Raw genomic sequence first — 24,632 nt, 5'->3', positions numbered from 1 at the left:
CAATATTTGCCCCGAAAAGGCCACCAACGGCACGGTTTGGGGTTGTTCAGGTAGCTGCGTGCGAACCGACCACAAGGGATGCCAGGGGCCAGCCGCCAGCTTCGCCCGGAAAATCTTAAGGACGTAACGATGGAAAATATCGCACTCGCCGAACCGGGCGCGCAATTGTCGATTTGGGCGCTGTTCATGCAGGCCAGCTGGGTGGTCAAGCTGGTCATGATCGGTTTGCTCTGCGCTTCGGTCTGGACCTGGGCGATCATCGTCGACAAGCTGGTTGCCTATGCCCGCATGCGGCTGTCGCTCAACCGGTTCGAGCAGGTGTTCTGGTCCGGGCAGTCGCTGGAGGAACTCTACCGCACGCTCGCCGACCGCAAGACCACCGGCATGGGCGCCATTTTCGTGGCAGCGATGCGCGAGTGGAAGAAAAGCTTCGAGAAGGGCGCCAAGTCGCCGCTCGGCCTGCAGACCCGCATCGACAAGGCGATGGACCTGGCGCTGACGCGCGAGATGGAAAAGCTGGAGGGGCGCCTCGGCTTCCTCGCCACCACCGGCTCGGCGGCACCCTTTATCGGCCTGTTCGGCACCGTCATCGGCATCATGACCTCGTTCCAGGCGATCGCCGGGTCCAAGAACACCAGTCTTGCGGTGGTCGCGCCCGGCATTGCCGAAGCGCTGCTGGCGACGGCCATCGGCCTGCTCGCCGCCATCCCCGCCGTCATCGCCTACAACAAACTGTCGTCCGACGCGAGCAAGATAGCGGTGCGCATGGAAGGGTTCTCCGACGAGTTCTCCGCCATACTCTCGCGCCAAATCGATGAAAAAGTGGCCCCCAAGGCCTGAGGAGTAACTGATGGGTATGTCCGTTGGCATGGGAGGACGCGGTGGGCGCGGCCACAGGCGGCGCGGCCGTCACCATGCACTGATGTCGGAGATCAACGTCACGCCGATGGTCGACGTGATGCTGGTGCTGCTGATCATCTTCATGGTCGCGGCACCGATGCTGACGGTCGGCGTGCCGATCGACCTGCCTGACACGCAGGCCAAGGCGATGAATGCCGACACGCAGCCGATCACCGTCTCGATCAACGCCGCCGGCCAGATCTATCTCCAGGAAACCGAGATTCCGATCGAGGAGCTGGTGGCCAAGCTGCAGGCGATCTCGAAGACCGGCTATGAAGAGCGCATCTTCATCCGCGGCGACAAGTCCACCGACTATGGCACGGCGATGAAGGTGATGGCTCGTATCTCGTCCGCTGGCTACAAGAACATCGGCCTGGTTTCACTGCAGGAACAGGATCAATAGACGCACGATGAAGACCGGCCTCACCACATCGGTGATCTTGCATACGGCGGTGCTGGCCTTCGGCCTGTTCACGCTGTCGGCGCCGGCCGCACTCCCGTCCGCCGATGTCGAGTCGGTCGCGGTCGACATCGTGCCGATGGAAGCCATTGCGCAGACGTTGCAGGGCGACAAGAAGGCGGTGATGCATGAAAAGCCGGCCCCTGTGCCGACCCAGCGCCCGGACATCGTGCCGGTAGCGCAGAAGGTCGGCGAGAACAGCGTCGACACCGACAAGCCGGTAACGCCGGAGGCCAAGCCGAAGCCGGTCGACATGACGTCGGCTCCGCCGCCCGCGCCGACACCGATCGAAAAGCCGAAGCCGGAGGACGTGCCGAAGCCGCAGGAAAAGCCCAAGCCCATTCCGGCAACGGAAGTGGCGCCGGCGCCGACGCCCAAGGAAGAGGTAAAGCCGGAGCCGGTCAAGCAGACGGACCCCAAGCCGACACCGGCCAAGCCGGCGCCAACCCCGCCGCCGCAGGACAAGACCGCCGCCATCGATCCAACGCCCGAGGTCAAGCCTGATGCCGTTGCTGAGGCCATAGCCAAGGATCCGCCCACCGAAGAGACGCAACTGCCGAACTCGGCACCCGCGCCGGAAGCGCGGCCGAAGCCGCAGCCGGCGCAGGCAGAGAGCGCCAAGGCGCCTGAACGCAAGGATGCCGACAAGCCGGTCAAGGAAGCCTCGTCGAAGCCGAAGTCCGACGACAAGCAGTTCAACGCCGACGAGATCTCCGCTCTCCTCGACAAGCAGAAGCCGTCCGGCGGCGGCGCCAAGCGCTCGACCCAGCAAGCCTCGCTCGGCGGCGACAAGGATCAGGGCCAGAAGCTGTCGAAATCGGAAATGGGTGCCCTGGAAAGCCAGCTCGGCGGCTGCTGGACCCTTCCAGTTGGCCTTGAAGGTTCGGAAAACTTCGTCGTCGTCGTCCGCTTCAACCTGGATGCCTCCGGCAAGCTGGATGGCCGCCCGAATGTTGAAAAGTCGAGCGGAAACCGCCAGTTCGACGAAAGTGCCGTTCGCGCGGTGCAAAAATGCGATGTCACCGGCCTGCAGGTCCCCGCAGGTAAGCAGGACATCTGGGCCGACGTCCGCGTCACCTTCGATCCAAGGGAGATGCTGGGCCTGTAGGCCCGAGTATCCGAAAATCAGTACGAGAAGCGAGAAGACATGAAATCAATCCTCAAGCCGCTCCTGATGGTCGCAGCAATGGCGATGGGCATGACCGCTGCCGGCACGTTGCCGGCCCTGGCGCTCGTCGAGCTCAACGTCAACAAGGGCAATGTCGAACCGCTGCCGATCGCCATCACCGATTTCCAGGGCGGCGACGCGCTTGGCGCCCAGATTTCCGAGATCGTCACCGCCGACCTGAAGCGCTCGGGCCTGTTCGCGCCGATCGACAAGAGTGCCTTCATCGAGAAGATATCCAATCCGGACGCAGCACCGCGCTTCGACGACTGGAAGGTGATCAACGCGCAGGCGCTGGTCACCGGCAGCGTCGGCAAGGAGGCCGACGGCCGCATCCGCGCCCAGTACCGGCTGTGGGATACCTTTGCCGGCCAGCAGATGTCCGGCGAGCAGTTCTTTGCCAACGACGCCAATCAGCGTCGCGTTGCCCACATCATCGCCGACGCGATCTACGAGAGGCTGACCGGTGAGAAGGGCTATTTCGACACGCGCGTCGTCTTCATCGACGAATCCGGCGCCAAGAACGCGCGCAAGAAGCGCCTCGCCATCATGGATCAGGACGGCGCCAACGTCCGCTATCTCTCCGACGGCAAGTCGATCGTGCTGACGCCGCGCTTCTCGCCGAACCGGCAGGAAATCACCTACATGTCCTATGAAAGCGGTCAGCCGCGGGTCTACCTGCTGCAGATCGAGACCGGCCAGCGCGAACTGGTCGGCAATTTTCCAGGCATGACCTTTGCGCCACGCTTTTCGCCCGACGGCCAGAAGGTGATCATGAGTCTGCTGCGCGATGACGGCAACTCCAATATCTTCGCCATGGACTTGCGGAGCCGTTCGACGACACGGTTGACCAACTCGACCGCCATCGACACCTCGCCGTCCTATTCGCCCGACGGCAGCCAGGTGGTGTTCACCTCCGACCGCGGCGGGCGCGCGCAGATCTATGTGATGGGTGCCGACGGCTCGGGCCAGAACCGCATCTCCTTCGGCGATGGCGTCTATTCGACGCCGGTGTGGTCGCCGCGCGGCGACCTCATCGCCTTCACCAAGCAGACAGGCGGCGAATTCCAGATCGGCGTCATGAAGACCGATGGCTCGGGCGAGCGTATCCTGTCCTCCGGCTTCCAGCAGGAGGGGCCGACCTGGGCGCCGAACGGCCGAGTGCTGATGTTCTTCCGTGATTCCGCCGGAGGCCCGAAGCTGGTTTCGGTCGACCTCACCGGCCGCAACGAACAATCGATCCCGACGACGAACTTCGCATCCGACCCGGCATGGTCGCCCTTGCTGGAGTAGTTTGGCTCAATCGTCACAGGCGCCAGAAAGGGGCCTTTGTGGCCCCTTTTCCACGCCTTGGTCGCGTTTTGGCCGCATTTACGCCTAGGGTCCGCGCCAATTGTGGCTTCGGGCCAGACGGCTGCGGACGGCAGCCTAAACCAATTTTTAACCGTGTTTCTTGAATGCCGGTTAACCCAAACGTGGTTACTGGGTGATCAACGAAATCACTCGAAATACGAAGGAGAGGCGGCATGGGCCGTATCGCAGCACTTACCAGAAACCCGGTCATGATCGCGCTGGTGGCGATGCTCGCCATCGCCGGTTGTGCCTCGAAGAAGACGCCGAACAATGCCGCCGACCTTGGCCTCAACGGCGCCGGCGCGGCAACACCCGGATCGGCAAAGGACTTCACCGTCAACATCGGCGACCGCATCTTCTTCGATACGGACTCGACCTCGATCCGTGCCGACGCGCAGACGACACTGTCGCGCCAGGCGCAGTGGCTGAACCAGTACAAGCAGTACGCCATCGTCATCGAAGGCCATGCCGACGAACGCGGCACGCGTGAGTACAATCTGGCGCTCGGCGCCCGCCGCGCCGCCGCCACCCGCGACTTCCTCGTCGCCAAGGGCGTTTCGGCCAGCCGCCTGAAGACGATTTCCTACGGCAAGGAGCGTCCGGTCGCGGTGTGCGACGACATCTCCTGCTGGTCGCAGAACCGCCGTGCGGTCACCACGCTCAGCGGCGCCGGTTCCTGAGCCATCGTGCAGCCGACCGGCGTGTCAAAAGAAGGCGCGGCGCTCTAGCGGCAAAAATGCAACATACCCTTGCGAAAGGCGGCCCCAGGGCCGCCTTTTTCATATCCGGATGCCCGAAACAAAATTTGGCCGAAGTCTCGGCTCCTGCTATGAGCCGAGGGCGCTTGGCTGGTCCCACTCTGATTGGAAGGCGCGAACAAGCTAACGAAATCACGGCGAGAGGCACATGCATTTGAGATCGGTTCTGAGCGGCACGCTTGCGCTGTTGCTCCTATCAGGCGTCACCGCACTGGCGGGCACAGGGCAATCAACCGACAGCGGCTTTTCCTTCCATCTGCCCAGCATCGAATTGCCCAGCCTATTCGGTCAAAAGAAGAAACCGGATCAGGTTCAACTGGTGCAGTCCGACGGTACCGCCGTGACCGGGCTGGAAGAGCAGCTGCGGCAGATGAACGGCAAGATCGAGGAACTCAATTTCCAGGTCCTGCAGATGCAGGAGCAGATCCGCAAGCAGCAGGAAGACAACGAGTTCCGCTTCCAACAGCTTGAAGGCGGCACGCAAGGCGGGCAGCCGCCGGCACAGAAGAAGTCGGACGCCACAACTACGGATACCAACACCGATGTGGCAGCGGCTCCGGCAACGCAGGCGCCGGCAGATGCGGGCACCGCGCCCGCCGGCCAGGAGGTCATCGTCGAATCGCCCAATGGCGACCCCGGCAAGGTGATTCCCGGGACGGGTGCGCCGGAAAAGACCTTCGGCACCATCACCGTCGACAAGAACGGCAATGTCATCGATGCCGGCGGCAACACCCAGGCGACCGCGCCGGCGCAAGATACCGCGCCCGCCGCCGGCGCCCCGGCCAAGGCCGGCAAGTCCGACGGCACGGAGGTGGCGGCATTGCCCGCCACTAACGACCCGGAGGAACTCTACCGCAACTCCTATCAGTTCATCCTCTCGGGCGACTACAGCACCGCCGAGCAGGGTTTTCGCGACCATATCTCCCGCTTCCCCAAGGATGCGAAGGCTGCGGATGCGCATTACTGGTTGGGCGAGTCGCTGCTCGGCCAGCAGAAATACCGCGACGCGGCCGAGACTTTCCTCGCCGCCAGCAAGGACTATCCCAAGGCCAAGAAAGCTCCCGACATGTTGCTGAAGCTCGGCGTGTCGCTGGTCGGCCTCAAGCAGCATGACGTGGCCTGCGCCACCTTCAGTGAGATCGGCAAGCGCTACCCGGACATCTCCGGCGCGCTCAAGGAACGCGTCAAGCAGGAAAAGGCGCTGGCGGCGTGCTGAACCTTCCCGTGCATGTCGTTGCCCCAAAACCAGGATCATCTTTGGGCGACATGCATTGATGCTCGATACCGAGCCTGATCTTTCGAAAAGCCTTTTTTTGCATATCGATTTTACCAGCGGCGCTGTTGCGGCCGTGTCCGGCGGCAGCGACTCGACCGCCCTGCTCCTTCTTCTCAAACACCATCTCGACCGCTCAGCGCCGGCAACGAAGCTGCTGGCGGTGACGATCGACCACGGTTTGCGGCCCGGCTCGGCGGCGGAAGCGCAAGCGGTGGCGAGGCTGTGCGCCACGCACGCAATCGCGCACCGCATCCTGACATGGTCGGGCCCCAAGCCGTCGACCGGTCTGCCCGCCGCCGCACGGGAAGCGCGCTACCGGCTGCTGGCCGAGGCAGCACAAGCGGAAGGCCTTGGCCTGATCCTGACCGGCCATACCGCGGACGACCAGGCGGAAACGGTGCTGATGCGGCAAGTACGCAACGACAGATTGGCACGCAAAGAGGGATTGGCGCGTGACGAGGCCCGAGGCCATGCCGACACGGCAGGCCGGGGACTTGCCGGCATGGCGCCGGCCACCTTGTATGACTGGCGCAGCTGGATCCTGCGGCCGCTGCTCGGCATGCGGCGCGCGGCGCTGCGCGACGTCCTGCGGCGTCAAGATGTCGACTGGGCCGACGACCCGACCAATGTCGACGAGACTTTCGAGCGCCCGCGCCTGCGTGCGGCGCTCACCGACCGGGGCGGTGTGCAGCGCGTCGACAATGCGCTTGCACTGGCCGCGCAGGAGGGCAGCGCGCGCAGGCAGCTTGGCCTGGCTGCGGCGGACTTGATCCGCCGTTTCGCGATCCAGCCGGCGGCCGGGCTCATTCGGCTTGATCCTGGCTTGCTGAACGCCGGCGAGGACCGGGCGGCCGTCTACGCACTGCGCATTCTGCTGGCCACGACCGGCGGGATTGCCTTTCTGCCGGACCAGGCCCGCAGCGAGGCGCTGTTTGCCCGGCTGAAGACCGGTTTTCTTTGCGCCACATTGTCGCGGACGGTGGTCGATTGCCGGCGCGCCGGCATCTTCCTGCGCCGCGAGGCGCGCGGTCTGCCGCCTGCCGCTGCAGTCACCCAGGGCACCCTCTGGGATGGCCGGCGGCGCATCACATTGAACAACAGCAGCGGCGCATTGTTGATCGCCCCGTTCGGAGCAGCAGCGAAGCGGCCGGCGATCGGCGAGGGGGAAACCCCACCAAGCCTGATGCGCGCCGCGCTCGCCGCCGAGCCGGCATTGTGGCAAGCCGGCGAATGCGTTGGTTTGCCGGGAGATATCCGGGCGCCTGCGGTGGTTGAGGCGCGGCCGGTCGTTGCCCCCTTTGCCCGCTTCCTGCCGTCCTTCGACCTGGCGCCGGCGCGGGCTGTCGCCGGGCTGATTGGGGCGGCCACGGTCCCGCCCTTGCCTTTCAGCGGCCACAGTGCCGGTTGATGATGGGCTAAAGCTTAACCCAGACGTGCTGTTATGCTTGGCAAGGGGAGGCGCTCTCCCTATGTTAGGCGCAAGTTTCCTCTCATGACGTGTGTCCGCCCTGCGGACGCCAACGGGACAATTGATGAATCCGAACTATCGCAACCTCGCGCTCTGGGCGATCATAGCGGTTTTGCTCATCGCCCTGTTCAATCTGTTCCAGACGCCGCAGACGCGAGGGGCCTCAAGCGATGTGCCTTATTCGCAGTTCCTGCAGGATGTCGCGGCCGGCCGGGTCAAGACGGTGACCATTGCGGGCGCCCGCATCAGCGGCACCTACACCGACAATGCCAGCGGCTTCCAGACCTATTCGCCCGGCGATCCGTCGCTGGTCTCGCGGCTGCAGGACAAGAACGTCACCATCAATGCGCGGCCTGAGACCGACGGTTCCAATTCGCTGTTCGGCTATCTGATCTCGTGGCTGCCGATGATCCTCATCCTCGGCGTCTGGATATTCTTCATGCGCCAGATGCAGTCTGGATCCGGGCGCGCCATGGGCTTCGGCAAGTCGAAGGCCAAGCTTTTGACCGAGGCGCATGGCCGCGTCACCTTCCAGGACGTTGCTGGCGTCGATGAAGCCAAGGAAGATCTGGAAGAGATCGTCGAGTTCCTGCGCGATCCGCAGAAGTTCCAGCGGCTCGGCGGCAAGATTCCGCGTGGCGTGCTGCTTGTCGGCCCTCCGGGAACCGGCAAGACGCTGCTCGCCCGCTCGGTTGCCGGCGAAGCCAATGTGCCGTTCTTCACCATCTCCGGTTCGGACTTCGTCGAGATGTTCGTCGGCGTCGGCGCCAGCCGCGTCCGCGACATGTTCGACCAGGCCAAGAAGAACGCGCCCTGCATCATCTTCATCGACGAAATCGATGCCGTCGGCCGCCATCGCGGCGCCGGTCTCGGCGGCGGCAATGACGAGCGCGAGCAGACGCTGAACCAGCTGCTGGTCGAGATGGACGGCTTCGAATCCAACGAAAGCATCATCCTGATCGCCGCCACCAACCGGCCCGACGTGCTCGACCCGGCGCTGCTGCGTCCAGGCCGCTTCGACCGCCAGGTGGTGGTGCCGAACCCCGACATCGTCGGCCGCGAGAAGATCCTCAAGGTGCATGTGCGAAACGTGCCGCTGGCGCCCAATGTCGACCTCAAGGTCGTCGCTCGCGGCACGCCCGGGTTTTCCGGCGCCGATCTGATGAACCTCGTCAACGAATCGGCGCTGATGGCCGCGCGGCGCAACAAGCGCCTGGTGACCATGGCCGAGTTCGAGGACGCCAAGGACAAGATCATGATGGGCGCCGAGCGTCGTTCGTCGGCGATGACCCAGGCCGAAAAGGCGCTGACCGCCTACCACGAGGCCGGCCACGCCATCCTGGCGCTCAACGTGCCGTCGGCCGATCCGCTGCACAAGGCCACCATCATCCCACGTGGCCGGGCGCTCGGCATGGTCATGCAGTTGCCGGAAGGCGACCGCTATTCGATGAGCTACAAATACATGATCTCGCGGCTCGCCATCATGATGGGTGGCCGCGTCGCCGAGGAGTTCAAGTTCGGCAAGGAAAACATCACCTCGGGTGCCTCCTCGGACATCGAGCAGGCGACCAAGCTGGCACGCGCCATGGTTACGCGCTGGGGCTTTTCCGACAAGCTCGGCCACGTCGCCTATGGCGATAACCAGGAGGAAGTGTTCCTCGGCCATTCGGTGGCGCGCACGCAGAACGTCTCGGAAGAGACCGCGCAGATCATCGATGCCGAAGTGCGCCGCCTGATCGACGAGGCCTATTCGACGGCAAAATCCATCCTGACCAAGAAGAAGAAGGAATGGATTGCGCTGGCGGAAGGGCTGCTCGAATACGAGACGCTGTCGGGCGAAGAGATCAAGCAGTTGATCGCCGGGCAGAAGCCTTCGCGCGACCTCGGCGACGACACGCCGCCAAGCCGTGGCTCGGCCGTGCCGAAGTCCGGCCGGCGCAAGAAGGGACCCGAGCCGGAAGGCGGCATGGAACCGCAGCCGTCAAGCTGACCGAGACCACTGATTCCAGACCACTGACTTCAAAACAAACGCCGCGGCTTCAACCCGCGGCGTTTTGCTGTTCGGCGTTGGTCACAGGCCGCGCGGCGCGAGCGCGCTTGCCTTGCCGGGGCGCTGCCCGTCGGTCCGTCCGGCATGTTGCTTGCCCCATCTGGCGAGCGGAATCAGGGCATTGTCCAGCTCGATACCGAATTCGGTGATCGAGTATTCGACCCTGGGCGGGACTTCGGGGAAGACCTCGCGGTGGACGATGCCGTCGGCCTCCATTTCGCGCAGCTGCTGGATCAGCATCTTTTCACTGATGTCGGGCACCAGGCGCTTCAGTTCACCGAAGCGCGCCGGCGCCTTGTGGACCTGCCAGAGCAGCAACGCCTTCCATTTGCCGCTGATCACCTCCAGCGCCGGCCCCAATCCGCAACTATCTGGCTGTTTCTTTCCCATATTTCATCCAATTCTGAGCAATCGGTGGGTGGCTTACATTTTTGTCGGTACTTGAGAAAAACCAAGCCGGTCCATAACTTCAAACCAGATCGCCGGCACCGGCGAACAGCACAACAACATATCGGTACCTTGCTTCGGCCTGCAAAGGCCGTCGGCGGTCGGATTTTGGCGAAAAGGATGGATCATGACACGATACGCAAACAAAAAGGCCGTGGTGATCGGCGGAACGCACGGCATGGGGCTTGCCGTGGCGGAGGCCCTGGTCGAAGGCGGCGCCGACGTGCTGGTCACCGGCCGCGATCACCGCAACATCGAAGCCGCCCGCGCGAAGTTGTTTTCGCGCGCCCATGTCGTGCAGTCGGACATCAGCGACATGGCCGATATCGTCACGCTCGGGGCCGAAGTGGGACAGAAGCTCGGCCAGATCGACTTCCTCCACATCAATGCCGGGGTTGCCAATCTCGAACCGGTGGAGCGGGTCACCGAGGACAGCTACGACCGCATCTTCAACATCAATACGAAAGGCGCCTTCTTCACCACGCAGCGCCTGCTGCCGCTCATCAAGGATGGTGGCGCCATCGTCTTCACGTCGTCGATTGCCGATGAATCCGGCAACGGCGGAATGAGCGTCTATTCCGGGTCGAAGGCAGCACTTCGCGCTTTCGCCAAGGTTCTTGCCGCCGAGCTTCTGCCGCGCCGGATCCGCGTGAATGTGGTCAGCCCGGGCTTCATCGATACGCCGACGATGGGCGTGGCGAGCGCTTCCGCCGAGGAGCGGGCGGCCTTCATGGGGATAGGCGACGCGGTCACGCCGATGAAGCGTCACGGCACCATCGAGGAGGTGGCGCGTGCGGTGCTGTTCCTGGCTTTCGATGCAACCTTCACCACAGGCGCGCGGCTGACCGTCGATGGCGGCCTTGGGCAGGATCTGAGCCCCATGCCGGCGTGACCCGGCAAACCGAACCCACGGAGACACAAGATGAGCGATATGACTGTAATCGGCCTTGGCGCCATGGGCACGGCTCTCACGGAGGCCTTCCTCGACAAGGGACATGCGGTGACGGTGTGGAACCGCTCCCCGGCAAAGGCGCACGCTTTGGCGGCCAAGGGCGCCGTCGTGGCTGCCAGCGTCGAGGACGCCGTCAGGTCGAGCCCGCTGATCGTGGTGTGCCTTCTGGTCTACGACACGGTCCACGAGGCGCTTGCGCCCGCGCGGGAAGCGTTATCGGGCCGCACGCTGGTCAATCTCACCAACGGCACGCCCGAGCAGGCGCGGGCGATGTCGCAGTGGGCCGTCACTCACGGCGCCAACTATGTCGATGGCGGCATCATGGCGGTGCCGCCGATGATCGGCCGGCAGCACGCCCTGATCCTCTACAGCGGCTCCAGGCAGGGGTTCGACACGCACTCAGAACAACTCGATGCGCTCGGCACCAGCAAATATCTGGGCGAGGATGCCGGCCTGGCACCGCTCTACGATATCTCGCTGCTGGCCGGCATGTATGGCCTGTTCGGGGGTGTGCTGCAGGCGCTGGCACTGACAGGATCCGCGGGAATTCCGGCCGGCGAATTCATGCCGCTGCTGATGTCATGGCTGCAAGCGATGCAAGGCGGGTTGCCGAAATGGGCCGAGCAGATCGACGCCGGCGATCACACCAGCAATGTCGTCTCCAATCTCGGCATGCAGGCCGAGGCCTATGTCAATCTGATCGATGCCAGCAAGGCCTCAGGCATCAGCACCGAACTCATGCTGCCGATGCAAAGCCTGATGAAGCGCGGCGTGGCGGCCGGCAAGGCCAACGCCGATCTCACCAGCCTGGTCGAGCTTCTGCAGCCACCGAAACAGGTCGATTGAAACTGTTTGAACGCAACAAAAGACCCGCGAAGCTGACGCCTCGCGGGCCTTTTGTTTGTCTGGCTATGTGGCGCTCAGGTCTTCAGCTTGGCGTTGCACAGGCTGTAGAAGCCGCCGCCCTTCTGGATCCACTTCAGACCGCCAAGCGCATTTGCGTCCTTGAGGGCGTAGTACTGGTCGAGACAGGTATGCATGCGGCCCTTTCCGGGGGTCTCGCTGGCATATTTCGGCGAGATCGCCGACGGGAAAGTGACGCCCTTGGGCGCAACCGTCGTCGGCTTTGCCGGCTCTTTGGTGTAACTTGCCTCGTCGGCGGCCGGCACCGTGTCGTCATCCGATGCGGCGGCGCCGCATTCGGTCTTGCGGAAGTCGTTCCACTTCATGCCTTTCAGCGTGTTGGCCGTCTTGGCAGCCTGATACTTGGTGCTGCATTCGGCCATGCTCAGACCCTTGCCGCCACTGTCGGCGGGAGCCGCGGCGGCCTTGGTGGTTGCCGGCTTGGTGTCGGCGGGGGCGGATGCGCCGGCGGCGCATTCGGCCTTGCGGAAGTCGTTCCACTTCTGGCCATTGAGCGTCCCGGCTGCTTTCGCAGCCTGGTACTTGGCGCTGCATTCCTTGGCCGTCAGCCCCTTGGCCGTGCTGTCGGCAGCCGCAGCGGTGGTCGCCTTGGCCGCCTTGCCGGGCTTCGTTTCGGCTGCCTTCTTGGTGTCGGCTGGCTTGGTTTCGGTGGTCGCCGCGGCATCGGTGCCGCACTGCGCCTTGCGGAACTGGTTCCATGTCGCCCCGGCAAGTGTCCCCGCGTCCTTGGCGGCGTTGTACTTCGTGCTGCACTCGGCCATCGTCAGCGCGTTGGCTGGCGCAGCCAGGAACAGGGTCGCGACGGCGAGGCCGGTCAAAGTGGCAAGTCGGTGGATGAGCATAGCGTTTTCTCCGTTGCAGCAGCCCATGGTACGTCCCTGCAAACCAATAACGCTCAACGGCCGGTTGCGCCAGATGCTAAGTGGCGTATATATCGCCGAAAGCTGGCTCCTCCCGACAAGGTGATGAAATTGTTGCCTGTTGCTGGATTCAGAGCAAGATTTTCCAGGTGCATCCGCACTGAAAGGCTCGCATGACTGGTATATTGCAGCGTGGCAGTCTCAGCATATGGGTTGCAGCCAGGTTGTGTGCAGTGCACAACAATGATTTTCTAAGGATTGGTAACATATAATCACACAATGTGATCATGGCGACCTGGCCAATTGTGGCATGACGCGCCGGCAAAGAACTGTCGAGGAATCTGGTTAGCATGGCAGGGAATTATTTCGGCACGGACGGCATTCGCGGGCGCGCCAACAAGTTTCCGATGACCGCTGAAATCGCGATGCGGGTCGGCATGGCCGCCGGCCTCTCGTTCCAGCGCGGCAGTCATCGTCATCGCGTCGTGCTCGGCAAGGACACCAGGCTTTCGGGCTACATGATCGAGAATGCGATGGTGTCCGGCCTGTGCGCCGCCGGCATGGACGTGTTCCTGCTCGGCCCGATCCCGACGCCAGCGGTCGCCATGCTGGTGCGTTCGCTGCGCGCCGATATCGGCGTCATGATCTCGGCCTCGCACAATCCCTATTACGACAACGGCATCAAGCTGTTCGGCCCCGACGGCTACAAGCTCTCCGACGAGATCGAAGAGCGCATCGAGGGCATGCTCGACAAGGATATCGAACTGACGCTCGCCGATTCCGATGGGCTTGGCCGCGCCAAGCGCGTCGACGGCGTGCATGACCGCTACATCGAATTCGCCAAGCGCACCTTGCCGCGCTCGATGTCGCTTTCGGGCCTCAGGATCGTCGTCGATTGCGCCAATGGTGCCGCCTACAAGGTGGCGCCCGAGGCGCTGTGGGAACTGGGCGCCGAAGTCGTCGCCATCAATGTCGAACCCAACGGATTCAACATCAACAAGGAATGCGGCTCGACCCATCCCGCCGGTCTGCAGAAGAAGGTGCACGAAGTGCGCGCCGACATCGGCATCGCGCTCGACGGTGATGCCGACCGTGTCGTCATTGTCGATGAGAACGGGGCGATCGTCGATGGCGATCAGATCATGGCGCTGATCGCCGAATCCTGGCACCAGAGCGGGCGGCTTGCCGGCGGCGGCGTCGTTTCGACGGTCATGTCCAATCTCGGCCTCGAGCGCTTCCTCGGCGACATGAAGCTGCAGTTGCACCGCACCAAGGTCGGCGACCGCTATGTCGTGGAGCATATGCGCGCGCATGGGCTCAATGTCGGCGGCGAACAGTCGGGCCATATCGTGCTGTCGGACTTCTCGACCACCGGCGACGGCCTCGTTTCGGCGCTGCAGGTGCTGGCCTGCATCAAACGGCAGGGACGGCCGGTCAGCGAACTGTCGAAGAAATTCGAACCGGTGCCGCAGCTTTTGAAGAACGTCCATATTTCCGGCGGCAAACCGCTCGAGGAAGCGCCAGTCAAGGCAGCCATCGAAGACGCCCGTCACCGCCTGGGCAAGGCCGGGCGGCTGGTCATCCGGCCATCCGGCACCGAGCCACTGATCCGCGTCATGGCCGAGGGCGACGACCCACAACTGGTCGAGGCCGTCGTCAACAACATCGTCGAAGTCATCTCGGAAACGCGCAGCGCCGCCTGATCCCTAGCGCGCCCAAAGGGCGTCGCGCCTAGCGCGCCCGGGAAGGCGCCGCGCCGCAGCATCTCCACCGCGCAAAGCCCGCCCTTCCGGCGGGCTTTTTGTTGGCCGGCGGCCGATCCCGGGCTCCGGAAACCGCGCCCCGCTTCCTCGAAGTTTCGAGATTCGTGGTTAAGCAACAGGGTTAAACGCCTTTTAACCTTTGCAATTCATTATCCACGACTGAAAGCAAATCGCATTTCGGACACGATCGCCGTTCCGAACGTCTTAGGGGTGACAAGCATGTTCAATACAGCAAGAAAGGCCCTGTTCGCTGCGCTGTTCGCAGGGCTGGCCGGGCCGGTTTTCGCAGCCGACATCCCGGAACCGGTGGTCGAAGAGGCTCCGCCACCGGTCTACGAGCAGCCGGCCGATATCGGCGGCTGGTATATTCGTGGCGACATCGATTATCACAAGTCGACCGTGCGCGGCATCGACTATATGACTTACACCATCGATCCCTGTAACTGTACGGTCACGCCGGGCAGCAAGAGTTTCGATTTCGGCAAGCTCAAGGGCGGTTTCTCGCTTGGCGGCGGCGTCGGCTACAAGATCAACGATTACTTCCGTACGGACCTGACCGCCGACTACTGGTTCAAGTCGAACTTCGATGGCGGCACCTCGGATCTGCTCACGACATCGACCGAAGTGTCGAAGATGAGCGCCCTGTTGCTGCTTGCCAATGCCTATGTCGATCTCGGCACCTATCACGGCATCACGCCTTATGTCGGCGCCGGCATCGGCGGCGCGCATGTCAAGTGGGATACTGTCTACGACCCGAACACCACCGAGACCAACCCCGGAGCGTCCAACTGGCGCTTCGCTTACGCCCTGATGGCAGGTGCTTCCTACTGCCTGACGGACAAGGTGATCCTTGATGCGGGTTATCGCTACAGCCACATCCAGGGCGGCCGCATGTTCGAGTGGGACGCGAGCAGCGCCGGGCCGGGCTTCGACGGTGGCATCAGCACCCACGAGGTGCGCGGTGGCCTGCGCTATCAGTTCGGCGGCAACAACGGTTGCTCCGTGCCGGTGGCCTACCAGCCCGAACCCGAGCCGGTCTACACCAAGTAACACTTGTAATACTTGAAAATTCGCGAACCGCCCGGCATCAGCCGGGCGGTTTTCGTTTGGGTCGCTTGCAAAGAAAGTTTCCGCCGGAAATGAATTCGCTAACGCTCTGTTAGCCTTAACCGGCACTTAACCACTATGGTTAACAATGCTCCTTGAAACGATGGCTGCCGTTGCGATTGCTGGCGGCGCCAAATTCGGGAGTCGGGACCATGACACTCACATCGCGTATGGCGCTGGCGCTCGGCGCATTTGCCCTCTTGCCGCTGACACCCGCATTCGCCGCCGACTACGATCCGCCGGTCTATGTCGACCAGGCGCCCGACTATGTGCCGGTCGAGGTCGGCTCCGGCTGGTATCTGCGTGGCGATGTTTCCTATCTGGCGCAGAAGAGCTTCGAGAATGAGGATTTCGCTTTCACGCCGGCGAGCTTCAGCGACAAGGAAGATCCCATCTTTGCCAGCATCGGCTTCGGCTATCATTTCAACGATTATCTGCGTGCCGATCTCAATCTTGGCTACCTGCCCGGCAACAAGATCGGCGTCAGCTATGACGATACGGGGATCGTGGTACCGCCGGCAACGGGCACCGTGGCATCAGCATCGCTGAAGAACTATGCCTTCTCGGGCATGCTCAACGGCTATGTCGACCTTGGCACCTATGTCGGGATCACGCCCTATCTCGGCGCAGGCATCGGTGTTGTCCGCAGCACGCGCAAGCTCTCGGCGAGCTATTTCACAGACAACGATGATCCCACCGACGATTTCGTCCAGAACGATGATAAGACCAAGTACTCCCTGGCCTACACGCTGAATGCGGGCCTTGCCTATCAAGTGTCCAAGAATGTTTCCGTCGATCTGGGCTATCAGTATTTCTCCGCCCCCGACGCCGAATATGTGACCGCCGAAAGCCTGACCTCGTTTCCGGTTCACAAGGGGATCAGCAACCATCAGGTCAAGCTCGGGCTGCGCTACGATCTCTGGTAGCAGGCTCGGTATGCGTGAAAGCACTAACGGCGGATCTGTTCGGTCCGCCGTTTGCGTTTGAGGTCACGACATCCTGATCACAGATCGCCGGTATCCTGCCAACGACAAAAACTTTCCTCTTGACGCCCGAAGCCTGAACGCATATCGCCGTCCGTGGGCCACCCCTCCCCAACGAGGGTATTGCCGTTCCTATTTAAGCTTTTGACTTTACTGCCTTTTCGTCGTTTTGCCAATCGCTGCGTGCCATTGGCGTGTCAATTATCCGGTCAGCCAGCGTTTCGTCGCTCATTGCGTGCCCGTATGTCGTGAAGACGTGTTTCGCGTCTTTCCATCCCCCAAGCTTCGCCACCGTGATCGGATCTATCCCGGCATGCAGCATGGCTGTTGCGAAGCCGTGGCGGCACGCATGGTAGGCAAGACGCTTGATCTTCGCCCGCTTCACGGCAGCGCGCCAAAGCGGCTTGGCCGTGTCCCGAGAGGAGTATTGAAACACCTTGGCGCCCGGCTCCCGGTTGCTCGGGATATTGGCGATAGCTGCCACAAGGACGGGCGGCAGATGGGCGCGGCGCTCGTCGCCAATCTTCGTCTGCTTTATCAGCGCGCGCCTCTCTGTGAGGCTGACATCGGCCCAGCGCAACGAAAGCGCCTCGCTGATCCTGGCACCAGTCAGGAACATGAAACAGGCAAGCGCGCCAAGATGTGGTGAGGCTTCCGCCATGAAAGCTTGGACCCACGGCCATGTCGCGGGCTCCTTGCGTTTCGTGACGACCGGGAAGCGCTCCACCTTGAGATTGCGGCAAAGCTCCAGCCCGGCTGCATGGTTGATGATAGCCTGCGTCGGCACGATCACCTGTCGATTTCGCGTCGCACCGGAAGCCTTGGGATGCAGGACGATGGCCGACTGGCGCACCGCGCCGCCTGTGATCTGCTTGACAGGCGTGTCCTTCCAATAGTCTTCTACAGCTTCAAGGAAGCGCGTCGGCTTTTGGGCGCGGCGGTAGAGCATGGCGGCATCTGCAAAGGTCAGGACCGTTTCCGGGCCATGGTGATGACTTTTCCACTCTCGGTCTTCTCGGGCCGACGCGATTTCAAGCGCTCGTCTTTTGTCCGCAGTTTGCGTAGAGCCTCGTATCCGCCTACCGGCAACGGTGCCCCGGTAGTGATAGATTTTGCCGCGCTTGAACAGGGTGAGGGGCATGGTCGACTGGCCTCCAGAATGGCGTACACGTCTGATTGGGTAAAGAGCATGCGATTGCCAATAACTCGGCAAGCGCCTGTTTTTCGAGCGATCTCTCGGATACGCCGTTCGGACCAGCCGGTGTGCCGAGCCAGTGCTTCCGGTGTCGTGAATGAAGGCGCCCATGAGGGCATATCGGACGGCGCTTGTGAATTCGAAATTTCGGACATGGTTGCTTCACCGTCCGATCGGGGCAAAGCCCTCGATGGTCGCGAAGCGACGCACAGGGCGGCATTGATCGGAGGTGAGATGGGACGGGCCCCATGAGACCCTAGACGAACCTTTGAGGTGCTGCGACGTGGGTCGGTTGGGAGCAGGACCGCCTAGGTAAGGGTTACCGGCGTCGGCTATCGCGGCGGTAGCGGGATCACACCCGCGCTCGCGGACCATCTGGCATTTTCCGATTGCGCAACTGGCGGGCCGTTTTTGGGCTGCGATCATTTCGGCTAGTTGTCCCGCATCCCGCTCCTTGCGGAGACCGGCTTTCCCCATCGTGCCATCAGGGAACGCAATGCCGGCTGCGATGTCCCGCCGAAGCGGCGCAGCGTCGTCCGGCGGACTGCCCTTTTCAAGGATACTTTTTGTCATAGATCAGGAGACGTCCTGGCTTTAGGAGGCTTTCGATACTGGCGCACGCCTGATCTAGTTTGGTAGATGCCCAAGTTCCATGGCCCTTATGTGAGGTACTCTAGGAAGAGAGACTTTTAAGAGTAGAAGGCCATCCTGCGGGCATGTGATATTACTTGAAAAAACAAATTTTTCTGCGGACCGTGGTTGGGACTATACCCGCCGCCACCCGGTCCTTTGCCCAAAAAAGGGTATACTCCTTCCCCTGCCTGCCCAGGTGCGCGGGCGATCGAAAGATCCGGCCGCTGAGCCAATTCGAAAACGCTCGGGCCGACGGTCGAGTTGCAGGGCAGAGATGCCAGCCGAAAATCCAGCTGGCCGTGCCGTTGCTCCTCGCGCCTGCAGTTGGATGGCTTGACCGAAGGCGGCCCTCTGACGGAGGAGACGGCACGCGCGAGACGCTCTGTGGGCTCCTGGAGGGCGCCATCAGCAGATGCGAAGAGAGCGGCGAGAGCGGTGGGCGAGCGTGGGCGTTGAGGGGGATCATTGAACGATCGTAGGCATGCATGAAGAAGGAGGAGACCGGTGCTCGTGACCTCATCGGACGCAGAGCGCGGGCGTTCATTCAGGATCATTCTTCGGCACCATTCGCTCGACGGCCTCCCGAAGCCTTACTGTCGTTCGGCGGCCGCGCTCCTGGATCATCTCCTGCAACCGGTCAGACGAAATGGTCGGCGCCAAGTCCGCAGCGGCTACCTCCCCATCCTCATAGGTGAAGTCGGGTGCCATAGCTCCGACCAGTGTCATGTGCTTGCCGAGGAAGGACGCAAGTTCTTTGAGGCGGGCGGCATGGGCATACAGGAGAGCTGCGGCCGCGGGGGATTTGTGAATGGTGACATTGCTGACCAGCAGTTCGTAGCCCCTCCACCACATCAATTCCCCAAGTCCTCGCCATGGGACCGAGTAGGCGGATCGGGCCGCGGCCGCATACCTGGCCAGAAAGTCTTCGTCATATAGGATCTCGAGATCGCCGCGCGCCCAGTTGATCTCCGCGTTGCCCTTCTGATTGATCCGGGCATGCAGGAAGCCCCTGGGTTTTCTGCTCTCATCGCGAACGACGGAGCTCCAGTTGGGAGGGTCAATCAGGATGGCGACGTGCTCCTTGTTGAGGCCGCAGTCGTAGGCCTCATCGTCCAGCATCCAGGCCAGCTCCTCGTTCAGTCTAGATGTTCCGGCCTGGTGGCGCTTACGAGCCAAGGCCAGATAGTCGGAACTCGAGATAGAGGGATCGAACGGTTCAGTCATTTTGAGAGTCCTGTAGGGGAGGCGGTTGGGCGGCGTGGAATTTTCGCTGTCGGATCGCTATGTTAGGCGCGAGTCATCCGATCGAAACGCCCAACGATGTGGTGGTAGACTTCGGGGGCTTTGTAGCCGGCGTCCGCCATCACCTTGGCGGCACGCCGCAACGTTTTGATGGTTGGTTCAAGGGTATGGAGCTCCTCGTCGTTGTGGTGCAGGTCCAGCTCAGAAGAGAGTTCGCGAAGGAGAGCCGTCATCACGTTTGCCGTTGTTTGGTCGATGGTCATGTCAGAGTCCTTTTGTGTTCGGCTGAGATAGTCGCAAATACAGTATCATAGTCCTGTTTATGATACATAAGTAGCAAATATGCGACTGCAATGGGGTCGCGAAAGTTTTTTTGGCGGAGAATGTTCGATGACCGAATCCGAGTGGGAGCGGCTGATAAGTGGCGTGTTGAAGGCCGAGCTGAAGCTCCAGGGCCTGAGCTATGCCGACCTAGCCGAGAAGTTGGCAGCCATTGGGGTCGAAGAGAAAGAGGCAAACATCCGCAACAAGCTGTCACGCGGACGCTTCAGCGCCGTCTTCTTCGCGCAGTGCCTTAAGGCGATAGGGTCGCAGAGGCTGAAGCTCGACTGACATTTGTGGGGGCGCCAGCGCCTCGTCCATGCAGTGATCTAGACGCAGCAATCGCAGCTCTGGTTGGGCAGTCCGGGTTGGGGCCTTGGACCTGGCTCGCGTTTTGGCGCGGGCGGGGTCAAGTCCGGGTATTGCGAAGAACGTACCTAGTGGATCGAGCGCCACGGGACCAAATGTGGGTCGGACGAACCAAATGAAAGGAACCCTATGTCCGACAAATATCTGACCGCAACAGAAGTCGCCGACCTGCTCGGCATTCGCGAAGAAAATGTCCTGCGAATGGCTCAGCACGGGGTGCTTCCACAACCGACCATGATTGAAGGCAAACCGTACTTCCCCGAAGAGCCGATCATGCGTCGCCGCGAGGAAGAAGACGACGCTGTTCCGTCCGCCGGCGTTTACTTGACCAAGTCGGAGGAGGTTTTTTACTACAAGGTGGTGAAGGCTACCCACTTGGTCCGCTACAAGAATTGGCCATTTTGCAGCTTTTACTCTCTGGGATGGGAGCCTTCACATTCGCCCTTGGCTCACCCACGTCGTCGATGATCTGGCAGATCACGAGAACATTTTGCTGTCGTGTGAGGACGCGAATATCCCAGAAGTCAAGTTGGAAGACCTCCCAGAGCCCGCATCAATCACTTGGGGGTACTCTTGGATGGGGCAATACGAGTTGGAAGACACGGTTGCCGCTTCATAAGTGGGCCACTAACCCTAGGCCGGTTCACGGACGCCGAAACCTGGCATGCACCTCCGTAGCTGCGGACATGCTTTGCCTGAGGCTCTGCGGCGCTGCTGACACCTGTTAGTCCAAGCAGCTTGCGTCTTGTTCGCAACGAAGGCGCGCATGCTTCAGAGATGCGAGGAGTAGGGCAACATTGCCCTCTTCCTCGCTTCAGGTCGCAGCCTTTATTCCTCTCGCGCCTTTGTGTGCATCGTGTGTGTGCAGCGCGGCGCAGCACAGGCCAGTTGCTGCTGGCTTGGCCGATTCACATCTTCTCGGCACCGGAAACGACCGGGTTGATAAAAGGACGAACTCATGACAGACCAAAGAACGATTGACCTCTCTCCACAACTGTCAAAATGCCGTGACCTCCTCGTGGATCACAAAGTCGCTCAACGGCTTCACATCCCCACGGACGCGCTTATCGAATTGGTGAAAAAGCGGCTAGGCCCGGAGCCGCATCCCGCTTCTGCTTCAGGCTGCTACTGGTTTCTGAAGTTGCACGTTCCGAGCTGGAAATCCTGGGCTCGCAACGCCGGCGATGAAGATGTCAGACAAGCCGCTGACATCATCCTGAAGGACGATCGCACCCGACGCGTCCGTGAGTTCGCGCACTACGACAACGCCGATCCGCGGACGTTTCTCACTACCTTGTTTTCTCGGAAGGCATGGTAGGTGCGCATGCAGTCCAACAGGAAGCAGATCAAGGACTACATCGAGCGGATGTTCGGGCAGGAGAGCGAGGGCAACCTCGTTGTGTTCGAATTGTCGGGTGGGCGTCCGCGGCACACGGTTTTTCCGTATAGTAGTCGGGAAATTGCCTTCGACTTCTTGGCAGCACAGCCCGATACCGCTCATCGGTACCTCGCGGTGGCTCTTCACGATGAGCGTGCCCTCGAAAAGCAGACGCGCCAGAAAGATACGGCCTGTGCCGTCGCCTTCCTGGCGCTCGACATCGACCTCGCTACCGGGGTGCACGCCGCCAAGAACCTCCCGGAAAACGACGAACAGGCGCTCAAGCTGCTGGAGGAGGCGGGCTTGCCCGAGCCCACCCTCATCATCCATTCAGGCGGGGGGATCTACCCGATCTGGCAGTTCCAGGAGCCACTGCTTCTGGAGACAAACGAAGATCGGAGCCGAGTTCAGCGGCTCTGGTCGGCCTGGAACGAGCAGGCTCGGATGGTCTGGAAACGCCACGGGCTCGAGCTGGATACGATTGCGGAGCTCGCGCGTGTCCTCAGGGTGCCCGGAACGTTCAACCCGAAGACCAAGCCGGCCAAGCCTGTCCGCATCTTGAATGGGGCAAGTGATCGAACCTGGACCCTCGAGCAGCTGGAAGGCGTCGTCGCGGCCCGAATAGCCACGAACTCCAACAGTTCGCCGCGTTCTGGCGAGCATGCGCTGGCGGACGCGCTTCGACAGGAAATGATGTCGGGCGACGAAGATGCAAGCAAGGATGCCGCTGGTGCTCTTGCTCTGGTCACTGCATGCCGTTTTCTTCGTTCATGCGATGAGGGTAGCGGGCGCCTGACTGAGCCGCAGTGGAAGGACGCCGCTGACATTCTGGCGCACATCTCACAAGGGCAGCGGTATTTTCATCTGATGTCTGCCCGCGACTTGCGATACGATTATCGTGAAGCCCAGGACAAACTGGATCACGCCAGCAAGTACCGCCCGAAGCTGTGCCAGACGATCGCCGCAACAAACTCCGAGTGTGGAGGCTGCCTCTTCCGAGAAGGGATGGTCATTCGAACTCCGGTGGAGCTGGCCCATACGGATCCGGGGCTCGCACCGCTGCAGGCGAAGTTCGTGCTCGACTCAAAAACGGGTCTGTTCTTTGAGATCTCGACGGGGCGGGACAAGACGAAGGAGGATTTCGATCGCTCCTTCACGCGGAACATGCGCAAGAAGCAGCTGGCCAGCACGGCCTTCCGCAATTCGAAACTGTCGTGTCTGGCCGATGAGCACGACTTCCTGGTCGGGAATGAAAAGCTCATTGTCGAGGAAAATGGCGTCCGGACTTTTAACACCTGGAAGGACGGAGGCATCGCTTCCGCGGAAGGCGACGCCTCTCTTTGGCTTGACCACCTTCGCTACCTTCTGCCTGGCGACGGAGAGAGGCGGTGGGTTCTTCAATACCTCGCCCATCTCATCCAGCGGCCGGCCGCCAAGATCAAGTCGGCGATCGTGCTTCAATCCAGACAGGGTGTTGGCAAGAACCTTCTGGTGCAAGCCGTCAAGCGCATGTTCCATGAGAATGATGTTCGGGAGGTGTACGGTGGCGTTCTGGGCGAGCGTTGGCAGGCTGCGCTCGGAAATGTTCGTCTTCTGGCCCTCGACGAACTGCAGATCGATGAGCTGAAGACGGCTTACAACCGCCTTAAGCGATGGGCCACAGAGGAGATCCAATCTGTCGAGCGCAAGGGGATTGATGCTTTCAACGTGAGGACGCCTCGCGGCATCATCATCATGACCAACAGCGATAAGCCCATGGCCATCGAGCATGACGACCGGCGGCTCTTCGTGTGCAAGGTGGAAGCCGCGAAGCGGGAAGACACATATTATCGTCAGCTCGTGGACGTCGGCCTCTCGGACGAGAGTATTGCCGCCTTCAAGCACTACCTTGTGAACTTCGACCTCTCTGACTTCGACGCAAATGCAGAGCCGCCGCGAACCGGTGCGAAGGAAGAGTTGATCCGGGCCAGCGCATCCGTGCCGGAACAGATCATTGCTGAGCTCAGGGACAGTGGATCGGTGCCATTCAATCGTCCGGTGTATCTGGCCGAGGACGTGGCCAGCGCCGTCGAGGAGCGCATGAAGAGGACGATCACCGTGCAGCAGATCACGCCGATCCTGAAGAGGCTTGGCGACCGCAAGCGTGACAAGAAGACGTCGGCTCTGCGCCCTGTCGGATTGACGCAGCGTGGCTACGTCTGGGCGTGGCAGGAGGTCGATAAGTGGGTGAACGCTTCCAGTGAGGAGGTCAGGGCTGCTCTACTGGGTAGAGACTCGGATGTTATGTCGCCGGGACTGACGCCCGCCATCGCGGCCGCTGTCCAGCTGGCCAACTGACCAGGTGCGCGGAGCAAAGGACCATGCAGACTTATATCTCTTCCAACTATCTCTTCGAAGAAAAAGAGGTTGGACAGTTGGACAGTTGGACACCGGAAGGGATCGCCAAGCACGTCGACATAAAGCACTTTTACTCGATTGCCATGACGACAAGCCTTCCTCCATGGCGCCCGATACCCTCTCGCCTTGCAGCACGGTTTCTGGGCACTTCCCTCCAGGGCTTGGCGAACTGGAGGGTTCGCGATCTTGGCCCCGCAACCGAACCGATGCGGCGAGGGCAGGGCAACCGCATATACTACCGCCCGGACAAGATCGCCGAGTGGCTTTCAGGTGGTAAGTGTTCCGATTGGCAGTTCTCGGCGCTCTGGCTCCAGCAGATGGGCATGCCGCTCAATGTGATCAGCGAGGATGCCGTCCACGATCGTATAGCCCAGCTGGAGGGCGTGAAAAACCTGTTCCCAGCGGTGAACCGGCTGTGGCGAGATTTTCGTGAGGTCGAGGCGTCCTAGTCCAGTGAAATGATTGTACGGAGCGGGTCATTTCGCTGCCAGTTGAGCTCCCGCCGAGCGCCAGCGTGCCGACCGGCTTCAACGTATCACTTTCGGTACTCTAGGAAGAGCGAATTTCGCGTTTGCGTTCAGGCGAACATTCCCCACATGAGGCCGGCCGCAGCCCCCCTCGCCGGTGCTGT

At 61.7% G+C, this 24,632-nt stretch carries 23 protein-coding genes; 18 read left to right on the top strand and 5 right to left on the bottom strand.

Features of this window, described 5'->3' with window-relative positions; genetic code table 11:
- Positions 1 to 129: 129 nt before the first annotated feature.
- The 8 genes from tolQ to ftsH all read left to right on the top strand — a co-directional run bounded on the left by tolQ (position 130) and on the right by ftsH (position 9,370).
- The gene (gene tolQ / locus B5V02_RS33865) at positions 130 to 840 is read left to right on the top strand and encodes a protein TolQ (RefSeq protein ID WP_095089519.1); all 711 of its coding nucleotides are present in this window, start codon (positions 130 to 132) and stop codon (positions 838 to 840) included.
- 10 nt (positions 841 to 850) lie between these two features.
- Positions 851 to 1,303, top strand: a complete 453-nt coding sequence (gene tolR / locus B5V02_RS33860; RefSeq protein WP_111548317.1) for a protein TolR — start codon at positions 851 to 853, stop codon at positions 1,301 to 1,303.
- A gap of 7 nt (positions 1,304 to 1,310) precedes the next feature.
- A complete protein-coding gene (locus tag B5V02_RS33855; RefSeq protein WP_111548316.1) occupies positions 1,311 to 2,468 on the top strand; it encodes a TonB family protein in 1,158 nt (385 codons plus the stop codon).
- A 66-nt stretch (positions 2,469 to 2,534) separates the two neighbouring features.
- On the top strand, positions 2,535 to 3,818 hold the full coding sequence (tolB, locus tag B5V02_RS33850) for a Tol-Pal system beta propeller repeat protein TolB (RefSeq protein WP_245446364.1): 1,284 nt from the start codon (positions 2,535 to 2,537) through the stop codon (positions 3,816 to 3,818).
- Between the two features lie 233 nt (positions 3,819 to 4,051).
- Positions 4,052 to 4,558, top strand: coding sequence for a peptidoglycan-associated lipoprotein Pal (pal, locus tag B5V02_RS33845; RefSeq protein ID WP_095089511.1), 507 nt, complete (start codon positions 4,052 to 4,054; stop codon positions 4,556 to 4,558).
- 226 nt (positions 4,559 to 4,784) lie between these two features.
- On the top strand, positions 4,785 to 5,852 hold the full coding sequence (gene ybgF, locus B5V02_RS33840) for a tol-pal system protein YbgF (RefSeq protein WP_111548314.1): 1,068 nt from the start codon (positions 4,785 to 4,787) through the stop codon (positions 5,850 to 5,852).
- A gap of 58 nt (positions 5,853 to 5,910) precedes the next feature.
- Positions 5,911 to 7,320 (top strand): tRNA lysidine(34) synthetase TilS, encoded by a 1,410-nt coding sequence (tilS, locus tag B5V02_RS33835; RefSeq protein WP_111548313.1) that lies wholly within the window; start codon positions 5,911 to 5,913, stop codon positions 7,318 to 7,320.
- Positions 7,321 to 7,444: 124 nt separating this feature from the next.
- Positions 7,445 to 9,370 carry an ATP-dependent zinc metalloprotease FtsH gene (ftsH, locus tag B5V02_RS33830; protein ID WP_111548312.1) on the top strand — a complete coding sequence of 642 codons (1,926 nt, stop codon included), beginning with the start codon at positions 7,445 to 7,447 and terminating at the stop codon, positions 9,368 to 9,370.
- 81 nt (positions 9,371 to 9,451) lie between these two features.
- On the opposite strand, the gene B5V02_RS33825 is transcribed toward ftsH, so the two are convergent.
- Entirely contained in the window at positions 9,452 to 9,772 is a 321-nt protein-coding gene (locus B5V02_RS33825) for a winged helix-turn-helix transcriptional regulator (protein WP_281005011.1), read from the bottom strand.
- 232 nt (positions 9,773 to 10,004) lie between these two features.
- Here B5V02_RS33825 and B5V02_RS33820 point away from each other — a divergent pair, with 232 nt between their 5' ends.
- Complete coding sequence (locus B5V02_RS33820) at positions 10,005 to 10,769, top strand: SDR family NAD(P)-dependent oxidoreductase (RefSeq protein ID WP_111548310.1); 765 nt, start codon at positions 10,005 to 10,007, stop codon at positions 10,767 to 10,769.
- A gap of 30 nt (positions 10,770 to 10,799) precedes the next feature.
- Positions 10,800 to 11,675 carry an NAD(P)-dependent oxidoreductase gene (locus B5V02_RS33815; protein ID WP_111548309.1) on the top strand — a complete coding sequence of 292 codons (876 nt, stop codon included), beginning with the start codon at positions 10,800 to 10,802 and terminating at the stop codon, positions 11,673 to 11,675.
- Positions 11,676 to 11,749: 74 nt separating this feature from the next.
- On the opposite strand, the gene B5V02_RS33810 is transcribed toward B5V02_RS33815, so the two are convergent.
- On the bottom strand, positions 11,750 to 12,595 hold the full coding sequence (locus B5V02_RS33810; RefSeq protein WP_111548545.1) for a hypothetical protein: 846 nt from the start codon (positions 12,593 to 12,595) through the stop codon (positions 11,750 to 11,752).
- Between the two features lie 368 nt (positions 12,596 to 12,963).
- Here B5V02_RS33810 and glmM point away from each other — a divergent pair, with 368 nt between their 5' ends.
- From glmM to B5V02_RS33795, 3 genes are all read left to right on the top strand, one after another.
- Positions 12,964 to 14,316 carry a phosphoglucosamine mutase gene (gene glmM, locus B5V02_RS33805; RefSeq protein ID WP_111548308.1) on the top strand — a complete coding sequence of 451 codons (1,353 nt, stop codon included), beginning with the start codon at positions 12,964 to 12,966 and terminating at the stop codon, positions 14,314 to 14,316.
- A gap of 279 nt (positions 14,317 to 14,595) precedes the next feature.
- Entirely contained in the window at positions 14,596 to 15,426 is an 831-nt protein-coding gene (locus B5V02_RS33800; RefSeq protein WP_111548307.1) for an outer membrane protein, read from the top strand.
- Positions 15,427 to 15,635: 209 nt separating this feature from the next.
- Positions 15,636 to 16,409, top strand: a complete 774-nt coding sequence (locus tag B5V02_RS33795) for an outer membrane protein (RefSeq protein WP_111548306.1) — start codon at positions 15,636 to 15,638, stop codon at positions 16,407 to 16,409.
- A gap of 193 nt (positions 16,410 to 16,602) precedes the next feature.
- On the opposite strand, the gene B5V02_RS33790 is transcribed toward B5V02_RS33795, so the two are convergent.
- The 3 genes from B5V02_RS33790 to B5V02_RS33780 all read right to left on the bottom strand — a co-directional run bounded on the left by B5V02_RS33790 (position 16,603) and on the right by B5V02_RS33780 (position 19,799).
- The gene (locus B5V02_RS33790; RefSeq protein ID WP_111548305.1) at positions 16,603 to 17,607 is read right to left on the bottom strand and encodes a tyrosine-type recombinase/integrase; all 1,005 of its coding nucleotides are present in this window, start codon (positions 17,605 to 17,607) and stop codon (positions 16,603 to 16,605) included.
- Between the two features lie 1,227 nt (positions 17,608 to 18,834).
- A complete protein-coding gene (locus B5V02_RS33785) occupies positions 18,835 to 19,518 on the bottom strand; it encodes a hypothetical protein (protein WP_111548304.1) in 684 nt (227 codons plus the stop codon).
- Between the two features lie 62 nt (positions 19,519 to 19,580).
- Entirely contained in the window at positions 19,581 to 19,799 is a 219-nt protein-coding gene (locus tag B5V02_RS33780; RefSeq protein ID WP_111548303.1) for a hypothetical protein, read from the bottom strand.
- A 127-nt stretch (positions 19,800 to 19,926) separates the two neighbouring features.
- Between B5V02_RS33780 and B5V02_RS33775 the strand changes: the two genes are divergently transcribed.
- The 5 genes from B5V02_RS33775 to B5V02_RS33755 all read left to right on the top strand — a co-directional run bounded on the left by B5V02_RS33775 (position 19,927) and on the right by B5V02_RS33755 (position 24,450).
- Positions 19,927 to 20,148: a DUF6471 domain-containing protein gene (locus B5V02_RS33775; RefSeq protein WP_111548302.1), complete on the top strand. Its 222-nt coding sequence runs from the start codon at positions 19,927 to 19,929 to the stop codon at positions 20,146 to 20,148.
- 207 nt (positions 20,149 to 20,355) lie between these two features.
- On the top strand, positions 20,356 to 20,694 hold the full coding sequence (locus B5V02_RS33770) for a helix-turn-helix domain-containing protein (RefSeq protein WP_111548301.1): 339 nt from the start codon (positions 20,356 to 20,358) through the stop codon (positions 20,692 to 20,694).
- A 490-nt stretch (positions 20,695 to 21,184) separates the two neighbouring features.
- Positions 21,185 to 21,544 (top strand): hypothetical protein, encoded by a 360-nt coding sequence (locus tag B5V02_RS33765; protein WP_111548300.1) that lies wholly within the window; start codon positions 21,185 to 21,187, stop codon positions 21,542 to 21,544.
- A gap of 6 nt (positions 21,545 to 21,550) precedes the next feature.
- Positions 21,551 to 23,941: a primase-helicase family protein gene (locus B5V02_RS33760; RefSeq protein WP_111548299.1), complete on the top strand. Its 2,391-nt coding sequence runs from the start codon at positions 21,551 to 21,553 to the stop codon at positions 23,939 to 23,941.
- A gap of 23 nt (positions 23,942 to 23,964) precedes the next feature.
- Positions 23,965 to 24,450 (top strand): hypothetical protein, encoded by a 486-nt coding sequence (locus B5V02_RS33755; protein ID WP_111548298.1) that lies wholly within the window; start codon positions 23,965 to 23,967, stop codon positions 24,448 to 24,450.
- The last annotated feature ends 182 nt before the right edge of the window (positions 24,451 to 24,632 follow it).

Origin of the sequence: Mesorhizobium kowhaii, assembly GCF_003253745.1 — a bacterium.
GTDB lineage: Bacteria > Pseudomonadota > Alphaproteobacteria > Rhizobiales > Rhizobiaceae > Mesorhizobium > Mesorhizobium kowhaii.
The sequence above is the reverse complement of the archived record's forward strand: the minus strand, read 5'-3'. Positions and strand labels throughout refer to the sequence as shown.

Excerpts from the sequence above, each read along its gene's own strand:
- tolQ (WP_095089519.1), top strand. The coding sequence starts at position 130 with ATGGAAAATATCGCACTCGCCGAACCGGGCGCGCAATTGTCGATTTGG.
- tolR (WP_111548317.1), top strand. The coding sequence starts at position 851 with ATGGGTATGTCCGTTGGCATGGGAGGACGCGGTGGGCGCGGCCACAGG.
- B5V02_RS33855 (WP_111548316.1), top strand. The coding sequence starts at position 1,311 with ATGAAGACCGGCCTCACCACATCGGTGATCTTGCATACGGCGGTGCTG.
- tolB (WP_245446364.1), top strand. The coding sequence starts at position 2,535 with ATGGTCGCAGCAATGGCGATGGGCATGACCGCTGCCGGCACGTTGCCG.
- pal (WP_095089511.1), top strand. The coding sequence starts at position 4,052 with ATGGGCCGTATCGCAGCACTTACCAGAAACCCGGTCATGATCGCGCTG.
- ybgF (WP_111548314.1), top strand. The coding sequence starts at position 4,785 with ATGCATTTGAGATCGGTTCTGAGCGGCACGCTTGCGCTGTTGCTCCTA.
- tilS (WP_111548313.1), top strand. The coding sequence starts at position 5,911 with ATGCTCGATACCGAGCCTGATCTTTCGAAAAGCCTTTTTTTGCATATC.
- ftsH (WP_111548312.1), top strand. The coding sequence starts at position 7,445 with ATGAATCCGAACTATCGCAACCTCGCGCTCTGGGCGATCATAGCGGTT.
- B5V02_RS33820 (WP_111548310.1), top strand. The coding sequence starts at position 10,005 with ATGACACGATACGCAAACAAAAAGGCCGTGGTGATCGGCGGAACGCAC.
- B5V02_RS33815 (WP_111548309.1), top strand. The coding sequence starts at position 10,800 with ATGAGCGATATGACTGTAATCGGCCTTGGCGCCATGGGCACGGCTCTC.
- B5V02_RS33810 (WP_111548545.1), bottom strand. The coding sequence starts at position 12,595 with ATGCTCATCCACCGACTTGCCACTTTGACCGGCCTCGCCGTCGCGACC.
- glmM (WP_111548308.1), top strand. The coding sequence starts at position 12,964 with ATGGCAGGGAATTATTTCGGCACGGACGGCATTCGCGGGCGCGCCAAC.
- B5V02_RS33800 (WP_111548307.1), top strand. The coding sequence starts at position 14,596 with ATGTTCAATACAGCAAGAAAGGCCCTGTTCGCTGCGCTGTTCGCAGGG.
- B5V02_RS33795 (WP_111548306.1), top strand. The coding sequence starts at position 15,636 with ATGACACTCACATCGCGTATGGCGCTGGCGCTCGGCGCATTTGCCCTC.
- B5V02_RS33790 (WP_111548305.1), bottom strand. The coding sequence starts at position 17,607 with ATGCCCCTCACCCTGTTCAAGCGCGGCAAAATCTATCACTACCGGGGC.
- B5V02_RS33785 (WP_111548304.1), bottom strand. The coding sequence starts at position 19,518 with ATGACTGAACCGTTCGATCCCTCTATCTCGAGTTCCGACTATCTGGCC.
- B5V02_RS33780 (WP_111548303.1), bottom strand. The coding sequence starts at position 19,799 with ATGACCATCGACCAAACAACGGCAAACGTGATGACGGCTCTCCTTCGC.
- B5V02_RS33775 (WP_111548302.1), top strand. The coding sequence starts at position 19,927 with ATGACCGAATCCGAGTGGGAGCGGCTGATAAGTGGCGTGTTGAAGGCC.
- B5V02_RS33770 (WP_111548301.1), top strand. The coding sequence starts at position 20,356 with ATGTCCGACAAATATCTGACCGCAACAGAAGTCGCCGACCTGCTCGGC.
- B5V02_RS33765 (WP_111548300.1), top strand. The coding sequence starts at position 21,185 with ATGACAGACCAAAGAACGATTGACCTCTCTCCACAACTGTCAAAATGC.
- B5V02_RS33760 (WP_111548299.1), top strand. The coding sequence starts at position 21,551 with ATGCAGTCCAACAGGAAGCAGATCAAGGACTACATCGAGCGGATGTTC.
- B5V02_RS33755 (WP_111548298.1), top strand. The coding sequence starts at position 23,965 with ATGCAGACTTATATCTCTTCCAACTATCTCTTCGAAGAAAAAGAGGTT.